At 66.1% G+C, this 20411-nt stretch carries 20 protein-coding genes, 1 tRNA gene and 1 pseudogene; 14 read left to right on the top strand and 8 right to left on the bottom strand.

All coding sequences use genetic code 11. The features are described 5' to 3' along the window. The first annotated feature begins 106 nt into the window (after positions 1 to 106). The 13 genes and pseudogenes from lgt (at position 107) to BcFMB_RS07520 (ending at position 8561) form a co-directional block, all read left to right on the top strand. Entirely contained in the window at positions 107 to 1063 is a 957-nt protein-coding gene (gene lgt, locus BcFMB_RS07580) for a prolipoprotein diacylglyceryl transferase (RefSeq protein WP_099721444.1), read from the top strand. 45 nt (positions 1064 to 1108) lie between these two features. Beyond that, positions 1109 to 1774 (top strand): ribulose-phosphate 3-epimerase, encoded by a 666-nt coding sequence (rpe, locus tag BcFMB_RS07575; protein WP_024540423.1) that lies wholly within the window; start codon positions 1109 to 1111, stop codon positions 1772 to 1774. Between the two features lie 124 nt (positions 1775 to 1898). Next, positions 1899 to 2162: a phosphoribosyl-ATP diphosphatase gene (locus BcFMB_RS07570; RefSeq protein WP_099721443.1), complete on the top strand. Its 264-nt coding sequence runs from the start codon at positions 1899 to 1901 to the stop codon at positions 2160 to 2162. 56 nt (positions 2163 to 2218) lie between these two features. Further along, the gene (gene hisG / locus BcFMB_RS07565; RefSeq protein WP_024540421.1) at positions 2219 to 3070 is read left to right on the top strand and encodes an ATP phosphoribosyltransferase; all 852 of its coding nucleotides are present in this window, start codon (positions 2219 to 2221) and stop codon (positions 3068 to 3070) included. A 12-nt stretch (positions 3071 to 3082) separates the two neighbouring features. Further along, on the top strand, positions 3083 to 3724 hold the full coding sequence (locus BcFMB_RS07560; RefSeq protein WP_024540420.1) for a CDP-alcohol phosphatidyltransferase family protein: 642 nt from the start codon (positions 3083 to 3085) through the stop codon (positions 3722 to 3724). A 25-nt stretch (positions 3725 to 3749) separates the two neighbouring features. Next, complete coding sequence (locus tag BcFMB_RS07555; RefSeq protein WP_099721442.1) at positions 3750 to 4703, top strand: DUF881 domain-containing protein; 954 nt, start codon at positions 3750 to 3752, stop codon at positions 4701 to 4703. 2 nt (positions 4704 to 4705) lie between these two features. Continuing rightward, on the top strand, positions 4706 to 5038 hold the full coding sequence (locus BcFMB_RS07550; protein WP_024540418.1) for a small basic family protein: 333 nt from the start codon (positions 4706 to 4708) through the stop codon (positions 5036 to 5038). A gap of 141 nt (positions 5039 to 5179) precedes the next feature. Continuing rightward, positions 5180 to 6010 (top strand): DUF881 domain-containing protein, encoded by an 831-nt coding sequence (locus BcFMB_RS07545; protein ID WP_051354839.1) that lies wholly within the window; start codon positions 5180 to 5182, stop codon positions 6008 to 6010. Between the two features lie 6 nt (positions 6011 to 6016). Further along, positions 6017 to 6457, top strand: a complete 441-nt coding sequence (locus tag BcFMB_RS07540; protein WP_024540416.1) for an FHA domain-containing protein — start codon at positions 6017 to 6019, stop codon at positions 6455 to 6457. A 110-nt stretch (positions 6458 to 6567) separates the two neighbouring features. After that, positions 6568 to 7113: pseudogene (locus tag BcFMB_RS07535) on the top strand (MerR family transcriptional regulator); the annotation flags it as partial. Positions 7114 to 7238: 125 nt separating this feature from the next. Continuing rightward, complete coding sequence (locus BcFMB_RS07530; protein WP_099721440.1) at positions 7239 to 7709, top strand: C4-dicarboxylate ABC transporter; 471 nt, start codon at positions 7239 to 7241, stop codon at positions 7707 to 7709. 91 nt (positions 7710 to 7800) lie between these two features. Continuing rightward, positions 7801 to 8169: a fluoride efflux transporter CrcB gene (crcB, locus tag BcFMB_RS07525; RefSeq protein ID WP_081707902.1), complete on the top strand. Its 369-nt coding sequence runs from the start codon at positions 7801 to 7803 to the stop codon at positions 8167 to 8169. Next, entirely contained in the window at positions 8169 to 8561 is a 393-nt protein-coding gene (locus BcFMB_RS07520) for a fluoride efflux transporter FluC (RefSeq protein ID WP_232513785.1), read from the top strand. The genes crcB and BcFMB_RS07520 overlap by 1 nt, the downstream gene beginning before the upstream one ends. 531 nt (positions 8562 to 9092) lie before the next feature. Here BcFMB_RS07520 and BcFMB_RS07515 read toward each other — a convergent pair. From BcFMB_RS07515 to BcFMB_RS07490, 6 genes are all read right to left on the bottom strand, one after another. Next, positions 9093 to 9815: an HAD hydrolase-like protein gene (locus BcFMB_RS07515; RefSeq protein WP_024540411.1), complete on the bottom strand. Its 723-nt coding sequence runs from the start codon at positions 9813 to 9815 to the stop codon at positions 9093 to 9095. 37 nt (positions 9816 to 9852) lie between these two features. Continuing rightward, positions 9853 to 10200 (bottom strand): RNA polymerase-binding protein RbpA, encoded by a 348-nt coding sequence (locus tag BcFMB_RS07510; RefSeq protein ID WP_024540410.1) that lies wholly within the window; start codon positions 10198 to 10200, stop codon positions 9853 to 9855. Between the two features lie 78 nt (positions 10201 to 10278). Beyond that, on the bottom strand, positions 10279 to 12882 hold the full coding sequence (locus BcFMB_RS07505) for a DEAD/DEAH box helicase (RefSeq protein ID WP_099721439.1): 2604 nt from the start codon (positions 12880 to 12882) through the stop codon (positions 10279 to 10281). Between the two features lie 114 nt (positions 12883 to 12996). Beyond that, entirely contained in the window at positions 12997 to 13314 is a 318-nt protein-coding gene (locus BcFMB_RS07500; protein ID WP_024540408.1) for a hypothetical protein, read from the bottom strand. An 11-nt stretch (positions 13315 to 13325) separates the two neighbouring features. After that, a complete protein-coding gene (locus BcFMB_RS07495) occupies positions 13326 to 15251 on the bottom strand; it encodes a helix-turn-helix transcriptional regulator (protein ID WP_024540407.1) in 1926 nt (641 codons plus the stop codon). Positions 15252 to 15395: 144 nt separating this feature from the next. Next, complete coding sequence (locus BcFMB_RS07490) at positions 15396 to 16823, bottom strand: UTP--glucose-1-phosphate uridylyltransferase (RefSeq protein WP_024540406.1); 1428 nt, start codon at positions 16821 to 16823, stop codon at positions 15396 to 15398. Between the two features lie 316 nt (positions 16824 to 17139). Here BcFMB_RS07490 and BcFMB_RS07485 point away from each other — a divergent pair. After that, a tRNA-Pro gene (locus BcFMB_RS07485) sits at positions 17140 to 17213 on the top strand. Positions 17214 to 17395: 182 nt separating this feature from the next. Here the strand turns inward: BcFMB_RS07485 and der are convergent. Next, on the bottom strand, positions 17396 to 19537 hold the full coding sequence (der, locus tag BcFMB_RS07480; protein ID WP_099721438.1) for a bifunctional cytidylate kinase/GTPase Der: 2142 nt from the start codon (positions 19535 to 19537) through the stop codon (positions 17396 to 17398). Further along, positions 19534 to 20307: a pseudouridine synthase gene (locus BcFMB_RS07475; RefSeq protein WP_024540404.1), complete on the bottom strand. Its 774-nt coding sequence runs from the start codon at positions 20305 to 20307 to the stop codon at positions 19534 to 19536. Before BcFMB_RS07475 ends, der begins: the two co-directional genes overlap by 4 nt. Positions 20308 to 20411 lie beyond the last annotated feature (104 nt).

The following is a 20411-nucleotide window of genomic DNA, read 5'->3' as shown; positions in this document are numbered from 1 at the left end:
CGCCGATACCGCCGATCCTCGACGCGCCGCGTCCCCATGCACGGGGCCGCGGCGCGTCATGCGTCATGCGGCGGCGCGGACGGACCTGTTGCTACAATCGGGAACCATGAACCTTGCCTACATCCCCTCACCGACGGTCTCGCAGTTCCACATCGGCTCGCTGACGATCCACATCTACGCGCTGACGATGCTGCTCGGCATCGTCGCCGCCGTATGGATCACGAGCGTGCGCTGGAAACGCTACGGCGGCACCTTCGACCAGATCCTCGACACGACGCTCGTGGCGGTGCCGTGCGGCATCGTCGGCGCACGTCTCTACCACGTCATCACGACGCCCGAACGCTTCTTCGGGCCGAACGGCGACTGGGTGGAGATCTTCCGCGTCTGGAACGGCGGCCTCGGCATCTGGGGCGCGATCGTGCTCGGCGCGCTCGGAGCCTGGGCCTGGGTGCGCCACCGGCACTATCCGATGGCGCTGCTCGCCGACGCGATCGCGCCGGCGCTGCTCGTCGCGCAGGCCATCGGCCGCCTCGGCAACTGGTTCAACCAGGAGCTCTACGGCAAGCCGACGACGCTGCCGTGGGGCCTCAAGCTCAACACCGAGGGCTCCGCGATGGGCAACGCCGAACAGTGCTACGACGGCGCGACCTGCCCGACCGGCACCCTGTTCCACCCGACCTTCCTGTACGAGATGATCTGGAACCTCATCGGCGCCGCCCTCATCGTCTGGATCGGCCGCAGGACCGTGCGCACGCTCAAGGCCGGGTCGCTGTTCGCGCTCTACGTCATCTGGTACACGGCGGGACGCACCTGGATCGAGATGCTGCGCATCGACTTCTCCCACGAGTTCCTCGGCCTGCGCGTCAACGTCTGGGTCTCGATCGTCGTCTTCATCCTCGGCGTCGTCGCCTTCATCGTCATCCAACGGACAAGCAAGCCCACGCCGCTGCTCGCCGAGAAGCTGCGCACCGTCACCGAACTCGAGGAACGAGGCCGCGGGGACCGGCCCTCCGCCCACGGCCACGACGCCCGGGCGGCGGCCGACGGGGCGCAGGGCGCCTGAGCGGGCGGCCGGCGTTCGTCGCTTGCCTTATTTAGAATGGCAGACATGGATATCAAAATCGCACCCAGCATCCTTTCCGCGGACTTCTGCAATCTCGAGCGCGACCTCGATCGCATCGCGAACGCCGACCTCGTCCACGTCGACGTCATGGACCACCACTTCGTCCCGAACCTCACGATCGGCGAACCCGTCGTCGAACGCATCTGCCAGGTCGCGAAGCTGCCGGTCGACGTCCATCTGATGATCGACGACCCGGATCGTTGGGCTCCGGGCTACGCCGAGCGCGGTGCGCATTCCGTCACCTTCCACATGGGCGCGACCCACGCGCCGGTGCGTCTGGCGCGCCAGCTGCACGACATGGGCTGCGAGGCGTGGTTCGCGGTGCGTCCGGCCGAGCCGGTCGAGCCGATCTTCGACATCCTTGAGGAGTTCGACACGATCCTCATCATGACCGTCGAGCCCGGATTCGGCGGCCAGAAGTTCCTCGCCAACCAGATGGGCAAGGTGCGCCGTCTGCGCGACGAGATCACGCGCCGCGGCCTGAAGACGAACATCCAGGTCGACGGCGGCGTCGGCGTCAAGACCGCGCCGATCGTCGCCGAGGCCGGCGCGAACATCCTCGTCGCCGGCTCCGCCGTCTACGGCGCCGACGATCCGGCGAAGGCGATCGACGAGATCCGCGACGCCGCACGCGCCGCCTACCGCGACTGAACGCGTCCCGCGCGCAAACCCCGCCATCTCCCGGCCGCGCCGTGCATGAAGGCGCGGCCGGATCCACGACCATGACCATGCGCGCCGTCGCAGGCGCGCGCAGACACTGACAGGAACCACCATCATGAAGACGTTCGAATCGCTATTCGAGGAACTGAGCGCGAAGGCCGCCGCGAAGACGCCGGGCTCGCTCACCGTGCAGGAGCTCGAGAAGGGCACGCATTTCATCGGCAAGAAGATCATCGAGGAGGCCGGCGAGACCTGGATCGCCGCCGAATACGAGGGCGCCGAGCGCACCGCCGAGGAGATGAGCCAGCTCATCTACCATCTGCAGGTCATGATGATCGACCGCGGCATCACGCTCGACGACATCTACAAGAACCTGTGACCGGCACCGCGCACATGGCCGACGGCCTGTGCGCATGATCATTTTTGGAGGAGCCCATGCTACGCATCGCCGTCCCCAACAAGGGAATGCTGTCCGAACCGGCCTGGAACATGCTCGAGGAGGCCGGATACCGCCTGCGGAGCAATCCGCGCCAGCTCGTCGTCGAGGACCCGGACAACGACGTGGAACTGTTCTATCTTCGCCCGCTGGACATTGCCGTCTATGTCGGACGCGGCACGATCGACGTCGGCATCACCGGCCATGACCTGCTGCTCAACTCGGGCACCGACGCGCAGGAGGTCATGGACCTCGGCTTCGGCGCGTCCACGTTCCGCTTCGCGGCGCCGCAGGATTCGGACATCCGCGAGCTGGCCGACATCGACGGCAAGCGCGTCGCGACGTCCTTCGACAAGCTCGTGCACGACTATCTGACCGAGCACGGCATCCAGGCCGAGACGATCCACCTCGACGGCGCCGTCGAATCGTCGGTGCAGCTCGGCGTGGCCGACCTCATCGCCGACGTCGTGTCCACCGGCACGACGCTGCGCAACGCCGGCCTGCGCATCTTCGGCGACCCGATCGTGCATTCCGAGGCCGTGCTCATCCGCTCGCCGCGCCTCGAGCCGGACGACGAGCGCCTCGAGCGCCTCGAGCGCCGCCTGCAGGGCGTGCTGACCGCCAAGCGCTACGTGCTGATGGACTTCGACATCCCGGTCGACCGCATCTCGGCCGCCGTCGACATCACGCCCGGATTCGAAAGCCCGACGATCTCGCCGCTGCACGACAAGCAGTGGTCGGCCGTGCGCGTCATGGTCCCCAAGGCGAAGGTCAACCAGCTCATGGACGAGCTCTATGCGGTCGGCGCCCGCGGCATCATCGTCACGGCGATCCAGGCCACCCGCATGTGATGGTGGGTGGCCATGGCCGCTGACGGAAAGTACAGTCCCGAACCGCGCGACGTGATCCTGACGATCCCGAACCTGATCAGCGCGCTGCGCATCATCTCGATCCCGGTGATCGCCTGGCTCATCGCGAGGCATGACATGGTGTGGGCGCTCGTCGTCCTCGCCATCTCGTCGGCGTCGGACGGGCTGGATGGCATCATCGCGAGGAACTTCAACCAGGTGAGCAAGCTCGGCCAGATCCTCGACCCGATCGCCGACCGGCTGCTCATTATCTGCAGCATTCTGGCGTTGGCGATTTGCGGCGTCGTGCCGTGGTGGATGCTCGTGCTCGTCGCGGCGCGCGACGTCGTGCTGGGCATCCTCACGCTCGTCCTCGCCCAGCACGACTACGGGCCGCTGCCGGTGCACTTCGTCGGCAAGACCGGCACCGCCGTGCTGCTCATCTCGATCATCGGGCTGATGGTGGCCGACATCCGCCGCTCGTTCCTGCCGCTCGAGATACTGCACTACGGCGCGATCGCCTGCGCGATCTGGGGCATCGGTCTGTACTGGGTCGCCGGCGTGATCTATCTGCGCCAGGGCGTTTCGCTCATCCGCGCCGACCACCGGTCCGGCAGAGCCGGCACTGCCGAGCGGCGCCGCGACGTCGGCAGGTAGGTGCGCGTTGTCCGCCCCGTCTCCGATGCCGCCCGTCCAGCCGATCGAGCCCGGGCACGAACCGGTGCGCCGACGCGCCGTCTTCTCCCGCGGATGGGCGTCGATCGAATCGCATCATGCGGCGTCGCCGGACAAGCTGCGCGCCCGTCCGCGCCGCCGGCGCGGCGGCGACGACTCGCTCCAGCTGATCGACGACCTCATCAACCGGCCGATGGACCAGCTGTACAGCGATTCGCGGCTCGTCGCGAAACCCGATTCGAAGATCGTCTACTGGGGCACGCGCATCATCGTGTTCCTCATCTGCATCGTTGTCGGCTTCTTCGGCTGCCAGTTCGTCCGTCTGCTCAACACCGACCCGAGGAAACAGGTCCGCGCATCACTCGCGAATCAGCTTGTGGCGAACAACGCGCACGTCGACGCGCTCGACAAGGATATCGCCGATCTGCGCAGACAGGTGGACGAGCAATCGAAATCGGCGACGAAATCCCCGATCGAACAGGTCGTCGAGGAGAACGAGGCCGCGGCCGGCGCCACGCCGGTCGAAGGCGAGGGCATCGTCATGACGATCGCCGACCCGGTCGCCGCCTCGTCGGACGCGGCGCAGGGCTCGCTGCCGCGTGACGGCGCGAGCGACCGGCTGCGCGTCGTCACCGACGCCGACCTGCAGCTGCTCGTGTGCCTGCTGTGGCGCGCCGGGGCCGAGGCAATCTCGATCAACGGCAACCGTCTGGGCGTCGAGACGTCGATCCGCACGGCCGGCAACTCGATCCTCGTCGGCACGACGCCGATCGAAAGCCCATACCGCATCCAGGCGATCGGGGATCGCAACGCTTTGGCCGAGGCGATGGGCGAGAGGACGCTGCCGACGCTGTACAGTGATTTCCATAAGGCCGGCATGTATCCGCAGATCGACAAGACGGGCACGATGCGGCTCGAGGCCGCGAGCGTCGGCAAACTGACCTATGCGAGGAGGAGCTGAAGATGGCAGCCGTGCTTGGACTCATCATCGGAGTGGTCGTGGGACTGTTCGTCCGACCCGACATACCGGTGTTCCTGCAACCGTACCTGCCGATCATGGTCATCGCCGCGCTCGACGCGCTGCTCGGCGCCGCGCGCGCGTACTTCGAACGCAGCTTCTCGGACCGCGTGTTCGTCATCTCCTTCCTCGCGAACGTCATCACGGCGACGCTGCTCGTGCTGCTGGGCAACCAGCTCGGCGTCGGCTCCCAGCTGACGACCGCCGTCATCGTCGTCCTCGGCATCCGCATCTTCTCGAACGTCTCGGCGATCCGCCGCTACATCTTCCAGGGGTGAGCGATGGACGACGAGCACAGGCGGGCGGACATGCCCGGGGATGAGCATGACGGAGGCGCCGACGGCCTCGATCTTCATGACGGCGACGCGCGACGCGATGGAACGGGGGAGCCCGAGCCGCTGACGACCGAGCATCCGCGCGTGGGCCGCGACGACGGCTCGCAGCCGGGCCTGCCCGGACGCATCGTCTCGCAGCACAGCCGCGACAAGGCCAACGACCGCACGAAGACGGGCGCGTTCCCGGTCGTGCGCAAACGCAAGCCGAAGGCGCTGTCGTCGAACGCGAGATCGCTCAAGGCGCGCTTCGGCACCGGACTGCTCATCGCCGTGCTGTGCGCGCTGCTCGCCTACGCCTATGTCATCCAGATCAACAATAAGGACATGACCTACGAGACGCTCACCGAAACGGAGCTGACGCGTCTGATCAGCGAGACGAGCACGCAGGTCGAACGTCTCGAACAGCGCAAGAGCGAACTGACGAACCAGCTGAAATCGTTGGAGGACGCCGCCGACAAGGAGGAGCAGGCGCAGCGCATCGCCCAGGAGAACGAGGAGACGAGCGGCATCCTGTCGGGAAGGCTCCCGGCGCAGGGCAAGGGCGTCGTCATCCGCATCTCTCGGCCGCAGAAGGCGCCGATTGACGCGGCCACGATGTTCAACCTCATCGAGGAGCTGCGCAACGGAGGCGCCGAGGTCATCCAGATCGACAACGTGCGCGTCGTCACCTCCACCTACGTCAGCGAGACGAGCAGCGGCCTCGTGTGCGACGGGCAGGCGTTGGCGACGCCGTACGTCATCAAGGCGATAGGCGATCCGAGCAACCTCGCGAACGCCGTGAACATAGCGGGCGGCGTAGGCTCGAGGCTCACCGTCAAATATGGTGCTAATGTGACGGTAGAGACTTCCGACGACGTCAAGATCACCGCGACGCAGCCGGTCATGAAATACAAGTACGCAACGATTGTAGAATAGGCAGTTATGACAGAACCGATTCCAGGCGCGGGCGAGACGACGATCATCGGTCTCCCGGCCATCCAGATCCCCATCACCACCTCCGGCGACCGTCCGCTCACGCAGGAGGACCTCGAGACGATCACGCGGCTCTCCGACAACACCGCGCTGCTCATCGCGACGCGCGGCGCGCTGTCGGGGTCACGCTATCTGCTCGATGAGGACGAGGTGACGGTCGGACGTGATCCGCGCGCCGACATCCTGCTCGACGATTCGACGGTGTCCCGTTCGCACGCCGTGTTCCGTCGCGTCGACGGCAAGTACGAGGTCGTGGACGCCGGCAGCCTCAACGGCACCTACGTCAACCGCCAGCGCGTCGACCGCGCGGTGCTCAAGGACGGCGACGAGATCATGATCGGCAAGTTCCGTCTCGTCTACTTCACGAATTCGGCGGTCCGTCAACGCTGACGGACCGAACGTAGGGACCCATGACCCGGCAACGAAGTCGCGGCGCGTCCGCGGGGCAGGCCACTGCGCCACGCTATGTGGATGTGCCGCTCATCGACGTGGACGACACGATGGTGCAGGGGGAGCTGTTCCCCGACGAGGGCTCCGACGTCACGATCCGCGGCTACCGCGGCACCGTCGCGTCGGAGGTGGCGGGCATCACCTACCGCCAGCTCGACTACTGGGCGCGCAAACGCATCGTCGTCCCGTCGATCACGCCGTCGAACGGTTCGGGCACGCGCCGGCTGTACTCCTTCGACGACGTCGTCATCCTCGCCGTCTCGAAGAAGCTGCTCGACATCGGCGTGAACCTGCAGAACGCGACGTCGGCGATCGAGTTCCTCATCGCGCAGCCGCCCGAGCGTCTGCGGCACCTGACGATCCTGTGCGACGGGCAGCACGTCGAGGAATGCTCGGACGGCGGGCAGATCGCGCAGGCGCTCGAGGACGGCGACGCCGTGTTCTGCGTATCGGTCGAGGCGCTGTGGACGAGGGTCGAGGCGGCGGTCGAACACGCCGACTACACGGATGTGACAGGCGCCGTGCGCCGGCGCAACACGCGGCCGATCGACGACATCGCCGCGCAGTCGATGCGCGAGAGGCTCGAACGTCGCCGCATCGAACATGCGCGCTTCGTCGAGCGGTACGCGAACCAGACGCTCGAGGACGCGCTGCGACGGCAGGGCGCCGTGCAAGACGGCGACGACGGACAGGACACGAACGAGAACGAAGGGGGAGCGGCATGAACGCGATGCCGGCCATCATATGGATCATCGGCGTGGTCAGCGCATTGGCCGTGTGCGCGGTCACGATCGCACGCAGCCATTACCGTGACGGCGAGGGACTCAAAGTCCGGCCGGTCAGCTGGGCCGTCATCGGCGCGCATTTCGTCACGCTTGTCCTCGTCGCGTTGCCGTATCCGATCTATCTGCAGCACAGGGAGGAGATCGGCGCTCATGCGCATGCGCTGTACGAAAAGCTCGGATGGCCGTCGGCGATCGTCGCGATCGGCGTCATCATGCTCGAACTGTTCCTGATGTACATGCAGGCACGGCGCGCGATGCTCGCGCAGGAGGCGAAGCGCACGGCGCGGCAGCAGGTCGAGGCCGCGGACGGCGATGCGACGGACGACGGCGTGCACTCCGCGGACGGCGACAGGGACACGGATACGGCGGATAAGGACGATGACGGCTGGCCGAGCACGTTGGTGTGAGCGCCCGTCGTCGTCCGATGTGCACGTGCGGATTCCGGTGGGAACCGCGTGTGATATAAGAAATATGCGGGGAGAGCATAGAGAAATGTGGATGCAGATCGCGGCCGTCGCGGCGGGCGCCTTCGCCGGCGGCGTGCTGCGCGCATGGACGTCCGCGAAGCTCAACCGCTCCGACTGGCATATCCCGTACGGCACGCTGATGGTGAACCTCGTCGGGTCCTTCGTGATCGGCCTGATGATCGGCCTCACGGCACGCGCCCTCGTCCCGCCGGACGTCAGGGCTTTGGTCATGACCGGACTGTGCGGGGGACTGACGACCTTCTCGACCTTCACGTCGGAGACGGCCGCGCTGTTCGATGAGGGACGTGACGGGCATGCATGGCTCTACTGGGTCGGCAGCATGGCCCTCGGACTGCTGTGCGCATGGCTGGGCATGCTGCTTGCGCGCCAGGGGATGTGATGACGATGATCAGGATCAGGGAACTGCTCGCCGTCGGATTCGGATGCGCGGCCGGAGCCGTCGTACGGATGCTGCTCGGCGTCTGGCTCGATGGCGCGATGATCGACGCATTGGCGATCTGCATCGTCAATCTGCTGGGCTGCCTGCTGATGGGCGTGCTCACGTCGCTCATCGAGGTACGTCAGCCGGACGTCGTCTGGGCGAAGGCGATGACGACCGGATTGTGCGGGGGACTGACGACCTTCTCGACCTTCTGCGGCGACGCCGTGCAGCTGTTCGCGACCTCGCCACTGCTGTCGCTCGGCATCATGTTCGTCTCGCTCGCCGGCGGCATGGCGCTCTACGTCGCCGGCCGCCATATGATCCGCACGCCGCGTCGCAAGGACGAATGACGCCGCGCAAACGCGGATGGCCGTCAGTGCGGATTCTTTTCCGGGAAGGAGGCCGGATGGGTATGGGCGACAGGCCAAGTATCGGCGATGAGATACGTGCGGACACGTTCGATGGGATCCGCATGATCTGCCAATCTGACATAACGTACATTATCGGATGTTTACGGACGGTCCCTCATCGGGACGTGCGTATGTATATCCGCGAATCGTCGTCCGTATGATCGCCGCATCGCCCGTGCCTCCCATCGCCACGCATCCGTGTTCATGCGCCGCATGCCGACCGGGCTATGTACGCTCGATGGATGTCGATATGACGGGCGTCGTTCGCATACGTTCCATTTGCGTATTATCCGCAGTCGGTTATCCGTATTATTTTCTCGGCTACACCGATCCACGTCATGTTCTGCGCTCATTAATTCACTGTCGTAGACAAATAAAAATGCCTCGTCGGCTTTGCTATGATATTCAGCAAAGCCGACGAGGCATTTTTATATGAATTATCGTCGAACGATGATCCAAGGATGGCCGGTGTCAGGCGTGGAAATACGCCTCGACGGCGTCGCTCAGCTCTCCGACGGTGTCGATGACGCGGTAGGCGCCGTGCTCGACGAGCTCGCCGGGCTCCGCATAGCCCCAGCCGCAGCCAAGACAGTCGATGCCGCATGCCTTCGCGCCGTCCACATCGGTCCACCGGTCCCCGACCATCAGCGCACGGTCGCCGGCGGCCGGATCATAGCCCATGTTCTCGAAGGCGTAGCGGATGACCTGATCCTTGTCGGTGCGTGAATTGTCCATGCTCGCGCCGTAGAGGGCGTCGACGAGCTCCATCAGATGGAAGTGCTCGCAGATCGGGATGGCCTGATACTCCGGCTTCGCCGTCGCGATCGCAAGGAAATAGCCGCGTTCGCGCAGCGCCCTGAGCTGCTCCGGGATGCCTGGATAGACGGTGTTGTAGAGCCGTCCGGGCACCTTGTTGCCCGGCTCGTTCGGATCGTCGAAGACCGCCTCTTCGCCGTAGTAGCGCCGGTAGACGTGGACGGCCTCGTCGAGCTTGTCCGCGGGGATGCCGTATTTGGACATCGATTCGAAGATCGCCGGCCCGATGAAGCGCTGCAGTTGCGCCGGCGTCGGCTCAGGGACGCCGACGGCCTGATAGGCCTTCTTCACGCAGGCGAGGATGCCCGGATCGGACTTCGTCAATGTGCCGTCCAGATCAAGCAGCACGGCCCGCAGCGGATGATGGGTGTTCGTCATCGGTCTCTCTCCCCGTTCGCGTTCGTTCGTATGCCGGTCACTCGTAGTCCGGGATCCAGCCTTCGCGGTGCATCTCGAGGCGCTTTTCGAGCAGCGCCTTGAGCTCGTCCTCGCTGCGGCGCTCGAGCAGCATGTCCCAGTGGGTACGCGTCGGCTTCGTGATCTCGTCGGCCTCGCCGGCCTTGTCGTCTTCGCGATGCGCGGTGGCTCCGCAGCGGCACTCCCATTCGTTCGGGAAATCGGCGCCCTCCGCGAACGGCAGGATCGTGCGATGGCCGCGCGGGCAGACATACGCCACCTCGGTGCGCGCGGCGAAATCGACGTTCGCATCCGACTCCAGCGATTTCGCGCCGATGCTCATGCCACGCAGACTGCGTTCAGCCATGTATTCCTCCCAAAAGACGTTTCTGTGGTTCCACGCTACAAAACAGTTCGGACGTGGGCTTTATTCCATCGGCCGCGCTCAGTCGACGCCCGAGTAGGCGACGATGCCGCGGTTGACGGCCTCGTAGGCCTCATGCGCGCGCGCCGCGAGCTCGACGTGCTCGACGCCCATGTACGGCTCGGCGGCGGCGATCTGCTGGAGCACGTCGGCGAGCCGCTTCGCGTTGCGCACGAAGTCGCCGGCGGTCAGCTCGGTGTGCTCGAGCACCTCGGAGAGGCTGTCGCCGCGCGCCCAGTCGTAGACGATGTCGACGATGCCGAAGTCGAGCGGCTGCAGGTAGTTCGTGACGCCGAGGTCCTCGCACAGCATGAGCATCTGGTCGTCGAGCTCGGCGAGCTCGTGCGCACGCTGCGCGACGAGGCCGTGGGGGCCGCCAGGATACCGTCGCGGCTCTCCCCCTTCGCCGCGGCGCGCCTCATACAGGATCGACGAGATGAGCGCGGCGAGCTGCGCGGCGTCGAGGCCGTCGAGCGTGCCCGCCGTGATCGCCTGGGCGAGCACGAGGTCGCGTTCCGAATACAGGCGGCGCAGCAGCTGGCCATGCTCGGTCAGTGTATAGTCGCGCACGCCGTCCTCGTCGGCGCGCTCCAGATAGCCGAGACGTTCGAGGATCGTGCAGATGCGGTCGAACTGGCGCGCCACCGAACCGGTGCGTGAATCGTAGCGGTCGCGCAGACGCGCGAGCTCGCGGGTCTCGCGGATCCAGCGGTTGCCCCACTTCATGTGCTGCGCGAAATCCGGGCACGCCTTGCACGGATGGTCGTGCTCGCGCTCCTTGAGCGCGGCGATCCTCACGTCCAGGCGGCGGAAGGCGCGCGACTTCTCCGCGTTGTCCCGGAAGACCTCGTGCTTGAGGCGGCGGCGTTCGTTCTTCTGCAGGTCGCTCAGCTGCATGCGGATGCGCAGCAGCTCGGTGAAGTCGCCGTACTCGCAGGCCATCGCGTCCTCGTAGCCGGCGATCGCCTTCTCGAGCGACTCGATGCGCGCCTCGATCTGCCAGGCGGAGGCGTTCGCCTCCCATTGCGCGAAGGAATGGTCGAGCGTGTCGCGCGCCGTCTCGTAGTCGCTGCTGTTGAGCAGGTTGACGGCCATGTTGAACGTGGGCTTGAAGCTCGAATGCAGCGGGTAGACGCGCTTGCTCGACAGCGCCACCGCCGTCTCGGGCTTGAACCCGCGGTGGTCGACGACGATCGCGTTGCCGATCGTGTCGATGCCGCGGCGGCCGGCGCGGCCGGTGAGCTGCGTGTACTCCCCCGGCGTCAGGCCGACGATGCCGGTGCCGTCGTACTTCTCGAGCTTCTCGATGATGACGCTGCGCGCCGGCATGTTGATGCCCAGCGCGAGCGTCTCGGTCGCGAAGACGACCTTGATCAGGCCCTCCTCGAAGAGCCGTTCGACGATCTGCTTGAACAGCGCGATCATGCCCGCGTGGTGCGCGGCGAAGCCCTCCTCGAGCGCATGGCGGAACTGCGCGAAGCGCAGCGTCTTCAGGTCGTCGTGCGTGAGCTGCCCCTCGATCATCTCGTCGACGATGACGTCGATGCGGCGCGCCTCCTCGTCGGTCGTCAGCCGCAGCCCCGCGTCGAGGCACTGCTCGACGGCCTCGTCGCAGCCGTTGCGCGAGAAGATGAAGTAGATCGCCGGCAGCATGCGCAGGAAGTTGAGCTCGTCGATGACGGCCCAGCGGCGCGGATGGTAGCGTTCGACGCGCCTGCGTCCTCCCCTGCCGTCCGGGCGTCCGTGGCGTCCTGTACCACGGTGCCGGTCATGGGAGTCGGCGCCCTTGCGCCGCATCTCGCGGCGGTCGAATTCGTCGAGCTTCGCCGTCAGCCGCGCGTTCGGCTTCGTCGTCGCCTCGCCGTGCTCGTCGCGCCGGTACAGGTCGAGCAGCTCCGGTTCGGTGCGCGGGTCGCGCTGCACGAGGACATACTGGTCAAGCGGCACCGGGCGGTGCTCGGAGATGACGAGCTTCGTCTCGCCGCGCACCGAGGCGATCCAGTCGGCGAAGTCCTCGACGTTCGAGACCGTCGCCGACAGGCCGACGATGTGCACCGAGGACGGCAGATGGATGATGACCTCCTCCCAGACCGGGCCGCGGAAACGGTCGGCGAGGTAGTGCACCTCGTCGAGCACGACGTAGCGCAGCGCCTCGAGCGTCGTCGAATGCTCGTAGAGCATGTTGCGCAGCACCTCGGTCGTCATGACGACGATGTCCGCCTCCGAGTTGATCGACGTGTCACCGGTGAGCAGGCCGACCTTGTCCGGCCCGTAGAGCGCGACGAGGTCATGGTACTTCTGGTTGCTCAGCGCCTTGATCGGCGTTGTGTAGAAGGCTTTCGCGTTCTGTTCCTGGGCGAGGTAGACGGCGAAGTCGGCGACGACGGTCTTGCCCGCGCCGGTTGGCGCCGCGACGAGCACGTTCGAGCCTGCCTCGAGCGCCTCGTTCGCGTCCATCTGGAACCCGTCGAGCTCGAAGGGCAGCGAGTCGGCGAAGCGCTGCGCCACCGAGCGGCGCCTGCGACGCACCTCGGTGAAGCGCGCGTAGCGCTCCGAAGGGCTCAGCTCTCTGGGTTCGGCGTCCTCGTCGTGACGATGTGCGGCGTGCCTGTGATGTCGTGCCATTGCAAAACCTTCATCCGTTTGATGTCGATGGCCGCGGACGCCCCATGTCGGGACGCCCGCGGCCTGGTATGTGTATGTTGCGGCGATGGGATATCGCCGCGGTAGGGGGTCGGATCAGTCGTTGAACTGCTCCCAGCGCCGCCAGACGGCCGCGTGGCGTTCATGCCGGCGTTCCCTGCGCTCGACGACGGCGACCTGGGCGTCCGCGTAGCGGTCGGCGGCGACGGCGAGCGGCTCGGTGAAGATCGCGCGCCGCGGGGCGCCTCCCGCATCCTGCGGCGCGTTCATCTCGTCGATGCGCGCGCTGACGTCGGCGGCGACGGCGCCGATGACCTTCGACGCGCGCAGCGCGTGCACGGCCGCGTAGACGATGCCGGCGACGAGCATCGCGAGCATGAAGAGCGCGAGGATGAGCCAGATCCACCAGGGCATGGATGTCCTTTCTACTGTTCGCGTTCGGTCTCGATGACCTGATCGGAAAGACTGAGCTCGCGTTCGGCGCGGGCGATCATCATCGTGCGCAGCGTCTCCGGCGCGACGGCGACGATGTGCCTTGCATGGGCGATGCAGAAGGCGACGAACCAGGAGTCGGACTGCACGAACAGATGCACCTTCTCGCCTTCGCCGCATGGCTCGACATCCGCGTCGGCGAGCGTCTTGATGAAGTCGAGATGCGGCTGGTCGGTGATGAACACGGCCGGCGTGGCCGTGTCGATGATCCACTTGCGCAGGTCGGAGACGGAGACCTTCGGGATGTCGAGCGGCTTCGTTGGCCTGACGATGCTCGCCTCCTCGATGCGAGCAACGCGCAGCACCTGCCAGATGCGCGGCTCTCCGGTCTCCTTGTTGAGCGTCATGTCCTTGCGCACGAGCGGCTTGAGATCGTCCGGCGCGTACTGTTCGACGTCCGTCCACATCGCCGCGTAGTAGACGCCCTCGTCGACGTAGATCTTCGACGGGGCGACGAGGCGGCGCAGGACGCGGCCCGAACCGTCGCGGTACTCCATGTTGAGCAGCGCATGGTCCTTGATCGCGTTCTTGACCGCGTCGAAGCAGCGCGGCTCGAGTTCATAGCCGGTCAGGCTCAGCCAGGGCGTCTCCCCCGGCGCGACGTACTTGACGAGGCGCGAATACAGGTCGCGCGCCTGCTCGCGCTGCTCCTCGGGCAGCAGCTGCGCATGGGCCAGATAGTTGACCGAGGCGGTGAGCATGCTCATGTACTGCGGTGAGATGCCGGCGAGGCGTTCGAGGCCGAGCGAGTTCGTCGCCGAGACGATGCCCTCGGCATCGAGCAGCGACCAGTCGATGTCGAAGAACTGGCTGCCGGCCATCTCGCCGTCGTCGGAGACCGTCGTCAGCGTGTTGATGTCCTTGTGGATCGTGTTGACGTACTTCTTCATCTCGTCGTCGTTCTTCGGCTTGCCGATGAAGCGTTCGGCGAGTTCTGGCAGCGAGTACTCCTCCCCCAGATGCGCGGACAGGAACAGCATCAGGCGCAGACGGCGGTCGACTTCGCTGCCGGTCTGAAACGCGTTCTTCTTGTGCGTCTTCGCGTTCGCCGGTTCCTCGTCCTCCTCCGGGTCGCCCGATTCGATCGAATGGGCGCGGACCTTCGCGGTCATCGGGTTGGCCGAATCGTCGGCGAGCTGGAACTGCGTCGCCGCGTTGAGGCGGCGGTGGTAGGCCGCGACGGCCTCGGGCGGGCTGACGACCGACGAATTGGGATGTTCGAGGACGAACATGGCCAGATCGTCCGAATCGGTGTAGGCGACGTTGATGTGCTCGCCGTCGACGGCGACGGTCGCGGCGAAGCGGCGGGAGTCGACCTCCTTGACGAGGTTCTCCGGGATGTGCTGCGTGCCGAGTCCCGGCGCGATCGAATCGAGGCCGAGTCCCGGGATCGGCGTCTGTGGGACTCGCGGCGCGGTGCGTGAGGCGTGGGTCGGCTGCGTGTGCGCCGGCATCGAGGACATCGACATCGACCGTGCCAGATAGTTCGCCGCGGCGAGCACCGGCAGATCCTCGGGGCGGAAGCGCAGGCGGATGCGCGGCTCGTCGCCGAGCTGCAGACGGTAGGACGCGAAGTCCTGGCCTTCGGACTTGGATGAGTATTCGGGCTGGCGCGACTCGATCGCGATGCCCATCGCGGCGAGCTTGGCGCGGTCGCGCTGGAACTGCTTGGCGAACGCGGCCTTCGCCGCCTGGTCGGCCAGTTCGCCGTATGAATCGGCGTAGGCCTTCACGCGCTGCGCGATCTGCCGCGATGTCAGCCATTGCGGGAAGGCGGATGACAGTACTGCCAGAACATCGAGCTCGTGTTTGCCCCACTTGTCGGAGAAGCGGCGCCTACCGTTACTACCCTCAGCCATTAGTCCTCACGTATCGTTAAAGTTTTTCGTAGGTGCGGGCATCGGGGGTGCCGCGCATCCTCTCCTATGATATAGGCTTTTTCGGCCGGGATGTCCGATTTCTCGAAAAAACTCCGATTTTCTTGGTCTGCGAACAAACGCCGGTCACAGCCATTCGTCCGGTTCGACGCCTTGGGGACCGACGAACTCGCCGTTCGGCACGTAGCTGGGACGCCCGGAATCGGTGAGCCGCGCGTCGCCGAACAGGCTGACGTTGCGCCCGAAGGTCCAGTCGCCCTCGACGCGGAACGACGCGGCGGCGGCGATCGACGGCACACCGTAGGGGAAACGCTCCTCGAAGTCCTGGATGTTCTTGTAGTAGCGCTTGTCGAGCTCGACGTTCGGGAAATGGTAGTCGCCGTCCTCCATCTCGTAGGAATCGGTCAGATGGAAGCGGTCGGAGCGCATGATGAACAGGTCGTCGGTCGTCTTGACCGGCAGGAAGCGCATGCGGTCGACCTGCACGCAGATGGCGCCGTTGAACAGGTTGACGGCGGCGCCCATCGCCGTCTCGAGCTGCACGACCTTCGTCGATGCGGGGTCGGTGGGGGCGACGGTCTTGTAGTTGCGGATGACTGGCAGCGGCAGCACGCCGCCGTGCTCGTCGAGCATCCTGCGCAGCGCGTCGATGCGCACCCAGATGTTGTTCGTGTTGAAGAACGGATGCTTGTGGATGTCCATCGCGGCGCCGCGGTCGCGCGGGTCGACCTGCGTCATCTCGCGCAGCATCAGGCGTCCGGTGACGCGGTCGCGCACGATGTGGCCGCCCTTGCGGTCGGCCTCGGTGCGCCGCGCCACCTCGATCATGATCGGTGCGCCGGTGTTCTCGAAATGCTGCGCGAGCGTACGCGACGGGCGCGCGCCGAGGTTGTCCGAGTTGGAGATGAACAGGTAGCGGAAGCCGCGCTCCTCGAGGATGGCGAGCAGACCGGACTCGTAGAGCGTCGAATACAGGTCGCCGTGGCCCGGAGGGCACCATTCGAGGTCGGGGTTCGCCGGCCACTGCACCGGCTCGCCGGTCTCCAAGTCGATCTTCGGCTCGACGTGCTGGACGATCTCGACCGGCACGCCCTCCTGCGTGAAGTGGCGGTTCTTCGCAATCGCCTCCATCGTGTCCTTCGACGTGCGGAACGAGTTCATGAAGGTCAGCGGCAGTTCGACGCCCAGACGCGTGCGCGCCGTACCAACCTGACCGAGGATGATGTCGAGGAATCGCATCGGCCGCGCCTTGTGGCGGCGCACCGGCAGCAGCGACTTCGCATAGTCGAGGCCCATCGACGTGCCGAGTCCGCCGTTGAGCTTGAGGAACGCCGTCTTGGCGAAGGCATCGACGGCCTTGTCGTGGTTGATCGTCTCGTAGACGTCGTGGAAGTTCGGGATGTCGGTGATCGGCTCGACGTCGGCCTCGTGGATGTAGCTCGTGTCCTCCTCGTTCGCCCAGACGTCGTAGAGATGCTCGAACTGGGCTATCGCGGTGTCGCTCATGCCCTGTGACCGCATCTTGTGCGCGGAGCGCTCGAAAACGTCGACCATGGTGATGACCAATCCCTTTCTCCGGTTGCGCGCACGGTCGGTGTCGGCGCCGACGTGCGCAATGCCGTGTCCCAGTGTAGCGGCCCAACCTTCAATCTGTCTAATTGAGCAAGACACAAAGTGCATTATCTTCGTCCCGTTTGGGTTTTGTGCGCGGTTTCCGTGACGATAATACGGTGATTGTCCGCATTACGGGACGAAAACAACCGATTGTCCTGCGCGTCTGCCTGCCGCTTCGGTACCGGCCTCGCGGACTGGATTTGGCGTTGTCGCCATGGTTGTGCTACATTGGCTCTTCGGTGCACGACGCACCGTTCGGACCATAGCGCAGTTTGGTAGCGCACTTGACTGGGGGTCAAGGGGTCGCGGGTTCAAATCCCGCTGGTCCGACCGATCGATCCCCGGAGACGGCAGACGCCTCCGGGGATTTTCGCGTTTGCGGACCGTCCATGAGCGGGCCGCCCATGAGGATGTGGCCGTGTGGCGCTGCCCATGCATGGGAAATGCATGGGAAAAAGGGCGTCCGTACGGGATGTTCCCGTACGGACGCCCCTGCCGTGCGTCACGCCGTGTTATTTGCGGCGCTTCTTCTCGCGGATGTTGACGGAGATCTGGATCGGCGATCCCTCGAAACCGAACTCCTCGCGCAGCTGCCGTTCGAGGAAGCGGCGGTAGCCGTGCTCGAGGAAGCCGGTGGCGAAGATGACGAAGCGCGGCGGCCGGCTCGAGGCCTGCGTCGCGAACAGGATGCGCGGCTGCTTGCCTCCGCGCAGCGGATGCGGATGCGCGGCCTGAACCTTGCCGAGGAAGGCGTTGAGCTTGCCGGTCGGGATGCGCTTGTCCCAGGACTCGAGCGCCTGCGTCATCGCGCGCGACAGGCGGTTCGTATGCCAGCCGGTCTTCGCCGAGAGGTTGACGCGCTGCGCCCAGGTCACACGGTCGAACTCGGTCTTCCACAGGCGCTCCATGCGTTGGCGGTCGAACTCGTCCATGAGGTCCCATTTGTTGAACACGAGCACGATGGCGCGGCCCGCGTCCACGGCAGAGCTCATGACCTTGAGGTCCTGGTCCGAGATCGGCACCGACGCGTCGAAGAGCACGAGCGCGAGCTCGGCGCGTTCGATCGCGGCCTGCGTGCGCAGCGACGAATAGTATTCGGCGCCGGAGAGCTTGTGCTGCCTGCGCTTGATGCCGGCGGTGTCGATGAAGAGGTAGTCCTCGCCGTCGATCGTGACGATCTCGTCGACCGGGTCGCGCGTCGTGCCGGCCAGGTCGTTGACGACCGAGCGTTCCTCGTGCGCGAGCTGGTTGAGCAGCGACGACTTGCCGACGTTCGGCTTGCCGACGAGCGCGACGCGGCGCAGATGCGTCGGCGTCAGGAAGCCGGAGGTGCGTTCGGCGCCGCGCAGCGCCTCGAGCGCCGCGTCGAGCAGATCGCCCACTCCCCTGCCGTGCATCGCGGAGATCGGGTACGGCTCGCCCAGTCCGAGCTTCCAGAACTCGGCGGCCATGTATTCGCCGGCCTGGTCGTCGACCTTGTTGACGGCGACGACGACCGGCTTGCCCGCCGAGCGCAGCATCCTGACGATGCGCTCGTCGGTCTGCGTCAGGCCGGTCTGGCCGTCGACGACAAAGATGACGGCGTCGGCGAGCTCGACGGCGATCTGCGCCTGCGAGGCGATCGCCGAGTCGATGCCCTCGACGTCGGCCTCCCAGCCGCCGGTGTCGACGAGCTTGAAGTCCGTGCCGGCCCATTCGGCGTCGTAGCTGACGCGGTCGCGCGTGACGCCGGGCGTGTCCTCGACGACGGCGGCGCGGCGGCCGAGGATGCGGTTGACGAGCGTCGACTTGCCGACGTTCGGCCGTCCGATGACGGCCAGCACGCCGACCTCCTTGCGCTTCGCCGTATGTTCGCCCGACGTGAACGCGGAGCCGTCGATGAGCGCCTCGTCGCCCTCGTCGAGCTCGTAGCCCTCGAGGTTGCTCGCGTATTCGGCATACTCCTGCTCCTCGATGGCGTCGTCGACGAGCCCGATGAGCAGGTCGAGCGTCTGCTCGAAGTCGAGGTCGGAGTTGTCGATCGTCGTGACGCCGTCCTCGGCGACGGTGAAGTTCGTCACCTTGGAGTCGGCGGCGTCGCGCGCGGCAACGTTCTCGGCGCCGGCGTCGCCGTCGGCGGCCTGATGGGCGCGGCGCGCCTGGCGCACGGCCTCGCGGGCCGTGAGCAGCACGCGCACCTCGGCGTGCGGGGCGACGACGCCGGTGATGTCACGGCCCTCCGCGACGATGCCGCGTCCCTGCGAGAAGCCGTCCTCGACGCCTTCGGCGGCGATGTACGCGCGCTGCGCGGCGACGAGGATGTGGCGCACCGGGATGATCGACGAGACGCGCGAGACGTGCGCGCTGATCTCGCTCGAGCGGATCTGCTCGCTGATGTTGCGCCCGTCGCAGAACACGCGCGCGTCGTTCGGCGTGTCCGGATCGACGCTGATGTCGAAGTGGTCCTCGGTGAACAGCGCGGCGACCGTCTCGGTGACCTCGCGCTCGTCGAGGTGCTCGGCGTCGAGGTCGATGCCCTGTTCGAGCACCCACCATGCGGCGGCGCGGTACATCGCGCCGGTGTCGAGATAGGCGAAGCCGTAGTACTTCGCAAGCGCCTTGGACGTCGAGGACTTGCCGACGCCGGCCGGGCCGTCGATGGCGACGGTGATCACAGGCCCACCTCCTTGGAGAGCGAACGGACCTCGGCGGCCGACAGCACGCGGTACGAGCCGGGCTTGAGGTCGCCGAGCTTGATCGGGCCGATCTGCGTGCGCACGAGGCGCTTGACCGGGAAGCCGATCGCGCCGAAGATGCGGCGCACGATGCGGTTCTTGCCCGAATGGAGCGTGACCTTGACGATCGTCTGGTCGCGGCTCTGGTCGATGATCGAGCAGTGGTCGAGCTTGATCCATCCGTCGTCGAGCTGCACGCCGGTGCGCACGAGGCGGCGGCAGACGTTGCCGCTCATGCGTCCCTCGAGCGTGGCGATGTAGGTCTTCTCGACCTCGTACTTCGGATGCATGACGTGCTGGCTGAGCTCGCCGTCGTTCGTCATCAGGATCAGGCCCTCGGAATCGTAGTCGAGGCGCCCCATGTGGAAGATGCGCTCGTACTTGTCGCCGACGATGTCGCGCAGCGTGTAGCGGCCCTTCGGGTCCTCCATCGCGCTGAGCACCTTCCTCGGCTTGTTGAGCGCGAGCGTGACGTGCCTCGGGTTGAGGCGGATGCGCGAGCCGTCCACGCGCACCTGCTGCGTCTTGGGATCGACCCTCGTGCCGAGCTCGGTGACGAGTTCGCCGTCCACCTCGACGCGGCCGTCGACTATCATCTCCTCGCATTTGCGCCGCGAACCGAAGCCGGCCTGCGCGAGCAGCTTCTGCAGACGTATTCCGTCGTGTTCCTCGGTGTGTGATTTCCTTGCTTGACTGTATGCGTGTGGCATCGTTCTCCCAACGTGGCCGTTTGTGTTGATGGAGTCGTCCCGCACGTCCGGAGGCGACGGCAGGACCACTGTCTAGTATTGTACAGCGTGGCCGCCGAACAGCG

Source organism: Bifidobacterium choerinum (assembly GCF_002761235.1).
Lineage (GTDB): Bacteria > Actinomycetota > Actinomycetes > Actinomycetales > Bifidobacteriaceae > Bifidobacterium > Bifidobacterium choerinum.
This window is presented reverse-complemented; position numbering and strand designations above follow the sequence as displayed.